This window comes from Streptomyces toxytricini (assembly GCF_014649915.1).
Taxonomy (GTDB): Bacteria; Actinomycetota; Actinomycetes; order Streptomycetales; family Streptomycetaceae; genus Streptomyces; species Streptomyces toxytricini.
In genome coordinates this window covers 1-4902 of sequence record NZ_BMTY01000017.1, presented here as the reverse complement: position 1 = coordinate 4902, position 4902 = coordinate 1, and the positions used below count along the sequence as shown (strand labels likewise).

At 72.2% G+C, this 4902-nt stretch carries 2 protein-coding genes, 1 tRNA gene and 1 rRNA gene; 1 reads left to right on the top strand and 3 read right to left on the bottom strand.

Annotated features, from left to right (window positions below; translation table 11 throughout):
* Positions 1–1860, bottom strand: a 1860-nt coding sequence (locus IE170_RS32800) for a HAMP domain-containing protein (protein ID WP_373299036.1), incomplete at its 3' end; no start/stop codon positions are given.
* Positions 1861–2101: 241 nt separating this feature from the next.
* On the opposite strand from IE170_RS32800, the gene IE170_RS21410 reads away from it, so the two are divergent.
* Positions 2102–4627 (top strand): SpoIIE family protein phosphatase, encoded by a 2526-nt coding sequence (locus tag IE170_RS21410; RefSeq protein ID WP_189811059.1) that lies wholly within the window; start codon positions 2102–2104, stop codon positions 4625–4627.
* Positions 4628–4746: 119 nt separating this feature from the next.
* Here the strand turns inward: IE170_RS21410 and IE170_RS21405 are convergent.
* Both IE170_RS21405 and rrf read right to left on the bottom strand, forming a co-directional pair.
* Positions 4747–4822 (bottom strand) — tRNA-Thr (locus IE170_RS21405).
* Between the two features lie 5 nt (positions 4823–4827).
* A 5S ribosomal RNA gene (rrf, locus tag IE170_RS21400) occupies positions 4828–4902 on the bottom strand; the annotation flags it as partial.

Genomic DNA, 4902 nt, shown 5'->3' with positions numbered 1-4902 from the left:
GTTCTTCAGCTCCAGGATCTCGCCCCGGGCGTCCACGTCGATCTTCTGCGACAGGTCGCCCCGCGCCACCGCCGTCGTCACCTGGGCGATCTGGCGCACCTGGGAGGTGAGGTTCCCGGCCATGAAGTTGACCGAGTCGGTCAGCTCCTTCCAGGTGCCCGACACGCCCTCGACGCGCGCCTGGCCGCCGAGCCGGCCCTCCGTGCCCACGTCCCGCGCCATCCGCGTGACCTGGTCGGCGAAGCTGGAGAGCTGGTCCACCATGGTGTTCACGGTGTTCTTCAGCTGGAGCATCTCGCCGGAGACGTCCACCGTGACCTTCTGCGACAGGTCGCCGTTGGCGACGGCCGTCGTCACCTGGGCGATGTTGCGGACCTGGCCGGTGAGGTTGCGGAAGGCGGTGTTCACCGAGTCGGTGAGGTCCTTCCACGTCCCCGCAGCGCCCGGCACCTGCGCCTGCCCGCCCAGCTCGCCCTCGACGCCGACCTCGCGGGCCACCCGCGTCACTTCCGCACCGAAGGACTGCAGTTGGTCCACCATCGTGTTGACGGTGTTCTTCAGCTCCAGCATCTCGCCGGCGACGTCGACCGTGACCTTCTGCGACAGGTCGCCGTTGGCCACTGCGGTCGTCACCTGGGCGATGTCGCGCACCTGCGTGGTGAGGTTGCGGAAGACCGTGTTCACCGAGTCGGTGAGGTCCTTCCACGTCCCCGCCGCGCCCGGCACCTGCGCCTGCCCGCCCAGCAGGCCCTTGGCCCCGACCTCGCTGGCGACGCGCGTGACCTCGTCCGCGAACGTCCGCAGCGTCTCGGTCATCTGATTGATCGTCTCGGCCAGCTGGGCGACCTCGCCGCGCGCGCTGACCCGCACCTTCTGCGACAAGTCGCCGTTCGCGACGGCCGTCGTGACCTGCGCGATCCCCCGCACCTGGGCCGTCAGGTTGCCCGCCATCGTGTTGACGGAGTCGGTGAGGTCCTTCCACACGCCGGCGACGCCGGGCACCTGTGCCTGCCCGCCGAGCTCGCCCTCCGTGCCGACCTCGCGGGCGACCCGCGTCACCTCCGAGGAGAACGAAGACAGCTGGTCCACCATCGTGTTGACGGTGTTCTTCAGCTGGAGCATCTCGCCGGCCACGTGCACCGTGACCTTGCGCGACAGGTCGCCCTTCGCCACCGCCGTCGTCACCAGCGCGATGTCACGCACCTGGGCGGTGAGCCGGTACGCCATCGTGTTGACGGAATCGGTCAGGTCCTTCCACGAACCCGACATTCCGCGCACCTGGGCCTGACCGCCGAGCTTGCCCTCGGTGCCCACCTCCAGCGCCACCCGCGTCACCTCGTCGGTGAACGCGGACAGCTGGTCGACCAGGTTGTTGACCGTCCGCCCGACCTTCAGGAACTCCCCGCGCAGCGGGTGCCCCGCCCCGTCCGCCGTCTGCGTCCGCAGGTCCATCCGCTGGTCCAGGTCGCCCTCGGCGACCGCCGACAGCACCCGCCCGACCTCGGACACCGGCCGCGCCAGATCGTCGACGAGCTGGTTGGACGCGTCGATCGCGGCCGCCCAGGAGCCCTCGCAGGCACCGACTTCCAGCCGTTCGCTCAGCTTGCCCTCTCGCCCGACCGTGCGCCGGACCCGGGACAGCTCCCCGGTGAGGTGCAGGTTGCGGTCGGCGACCTCGTTGTAGACGGCGGCGATCTCCGCCATCACACCGTCGCCGGAGACCGTCAGCCGCTTGCGGAAATTCCCGTCCCGCATCGACACCAGGGCCGTGAGCAGCCGGTTCAGGGCGGCGGTATCCACCTCGGTCGTCCCGTTCCGGCGCGACCTGCCACCCTTCGCGCGCGTTCCCGTACGCCGCACCGCTGCGCCAGACTCCACCGTGTCCCTCCCGAAAGGGTCGACCGCACATCCACCGGCACACGGCGTGTCCGCCGTGCAAACCGATCCTGCCCAGTGTTTCACCCTGGCCGAACCCGGCGATAACACTTCGGCACCATCGCACACCGGCCGCCCTGCCGGGTGGAATCCCCGGTGACGGCCCCTGCCGCCCGGGAAGGTAAGTAACCTGGCATCCGATGTACCACCGCGTCGAAGGAGATACGTGATCACGGCTCGGGCGGCTGCCAGCTTCGACCCCCAGGGGCGCTCGGTCGCCTCCGCCCGCCTGTTCGTCCGCGACACCCTGCAGGGCTGGGGCTTCGCGGACATCGTCGACGACGCCGTCGTCCTCACCAGCGAACTCGTCACGAACGCCGTCGTCCACGCCGGCACCAGCGCCGAGGTCCTGTGCCTGCGCACCGAGGACGGCGTCCGCGTCGAGGTCGCCGACCGCTATCCGGAGCGCGAGCTGCCGCTGCGGCACCCCGGCGACCGCCCGTACGCCGACCCGGACCGGGAGAACGGCCGCGGCCTGATGCTCTGCGCCGCGCTCGCCACCCGCTGGGGCGTCGAGTACACCGCCACCCACAAGCACGTGTGGTTCCGGCTGGACCTCCCGGACCGCCCGGTCGGCACCCGCTCCGCCGGCCCGGTCGTCCCCGACCGGCTGCTGCCCCTCGCGGACAGCCGTGTCCGCGTCGCCGTCCTCCAGGTCGACTCCGACGACCGCGTCTCCGCCTGGAACGAGGACGCCGAGCACGTCTTCGGCCATCCCGCCTCCAAGGCCATCGGCCGCCCGCTCGCCGAGCTCGCCGCCTGGCCGCAGACGCCCGGCACCGGCACCGGCATCGCCGAGGCCCTGCGCCTGTCCCGCTGGGAGGGCAGCTACGGCATCCGCGGCGCCGACGGCCGGGTCATCCCCGTCTACGGCTCCCACCTGCGGGTCCGCGACGCGCACGGCGATCCGTCGATCGTCTGCCTGCTCGTCCACGACGACGAGCGCGCCCTCCTCCAGACGCCCGTGCGGGCGCCTGCCGCGGACGGCGGCCAGCTCACCGAAGCGCGCCCGGCGGACCCCTTCGAGGTGTTCATCGGCTCGCCCGCCCCCGACGACCTCGACGGCCTGCTCCAGCGGACCGTCGAGCGCGCCCGTGACATGCTCGACGCGGACGCCGCGTTCCTGCTGCTCGCGACGGACGACGAGACGGAGCTGGAGGTCCGCGCGACCACCGGCCTGCCCTCGACCCGCCAGCGCTTCGCCCGCGTCCCCGTCGAGGCGGGCGCCAGCCGCTACGGCTCGGCCCGCATGCCCGCGGTCCACGAGGACCTGACGGCGGTCCCGGGCGCGGTGCCCCTGCTGGACGGCACGGGCATGCGCTCGGTGGTGACGGTCCCGCTGAAGGTGGAGGGCCGACTGACCGGCTCCCTCGGCGTGGCCGCGGAGAACCCGGGCCGCTATTCGAACGCGGAGGCGCTGCGGCTGCAGTTCGCCGCCGACCGGATCGCCCTCGCGGTGGAGTCGGCCCGCCTGGGCGAGCTGGAGCGGCTGCGCCGCGGCTCGCTGTCCTTCCTCGTCGAGGCCTCGGACCTGCTCGCCGGCACCCTGGACCGGGACCAGACGCTGGCGCTGATGGCGCAGATGACCGTCCCGACGCTGGCCACCTGGTGCGCCGTGTACACGATCGCCGACCAGTCCTCGGACCCGTACCTCTCGTACGTGCTCCACGAGGACGAGGAGCGCATCGACGGCCTGAAGGCCCTGCTGTCGCGGGTCAGCCCGCCGGAGCCGGTCCGGGAGGCCGGCGCCCGCACGTGGCGGGAGGCGGCCACCGCGGTCGGCGGCGAGACGGTGGTCCTGCCGCTGCTGGCCCGCAACCGCGTCATCGGCATGCTCACGCTGGGGAAGCCGTCCGGGGAGCACTTCCGGCAGGAGATCCTGGAGCTCGCCGACGACCTGTCGCGCCGGGCGGCCCTGGCACTGGACAACGCCCGCCTGTACTCGGAGCGCACGGCGATCAGCCGCTCGCTGCAGCGGAGCCTGCTCCCGCCGGGTTCCCCCGCGATCCCCGGCATGGAGGTCGAGGTCATCTACCGGGCCGCGGGCGAGGGCAACGAGGTGGGCGGCGACTTCTACGACGTCTTCCCGATCCGCGACGGCGCGTACGGCTTCGCCATCGGCGACGTGTGCGGTACGGGCCCGGAGGCGGCGGCGGTGACGGGCCTGGCCCGGCACGCCCTGCGCCTGCTGGCCCGGGAGGGCCTGGGCGGGCCGGCGGTGCTGGAGCGCCTGAACGCGGCGATCCTCGACGAGGGCGCCCGCAGCCGCTTCCTCACCCTCCTGTACGGGGAACTGCACCCGCGGGAGGACGGCAGCGCCCTGATGAAGGTGGTGTGCGCCGGGCATCCGCTGCCGCTGCGCCTGCGCCCGGACGGCGAGGTCGTGCCGGCGGCAGAACCGCAGCCGCTGCTGGGCGTCATGGACGATCTGGAGCTGCACGAGGAGACGGTGACGCTGGAGCCGGGCGATGTCCTGCTGTGCGTCACGGACGGGGTCACGGAGCGCCGTGAGGGCAGCCGCATGCTCGGCGACGACGGCCTGACGGAGGTGCTGACGACGTGCACGGGCCTCACGGCGGGCGCCGTGGCCGCCCGGGTCCTCCGCGCGGTGGAGCGCTTCGCGGCGGAGCCGGCGTCGGACGACATGGCGATCCTGGCCTTCCGCGTCCCCCAGCCGCGCTCGGGCGACTGAGGTTTCCGGTGTCCGCCGACGACTCCGGGCTTTCGTAAGGGGCCCGGAGTCGTCGGTGATGCACCGCTCGGACGGGAAAACAAAAAAAGGCCCCCGCCGATGGCGGGGGCCTTTTTCGATGGAGCCCTTTAACGGAATCGAACCGTTGACCTTCTCCTTACCATGGAGACGCTCTACCGACTGAGCTAAAAGGGCGGGTTGTTCGGCGGCGTCCTACTCTCCCACAGGGTCCCCCCTGCAGTACCATCGGCGCTGAAAGGCTTAGCTTCCGGGTT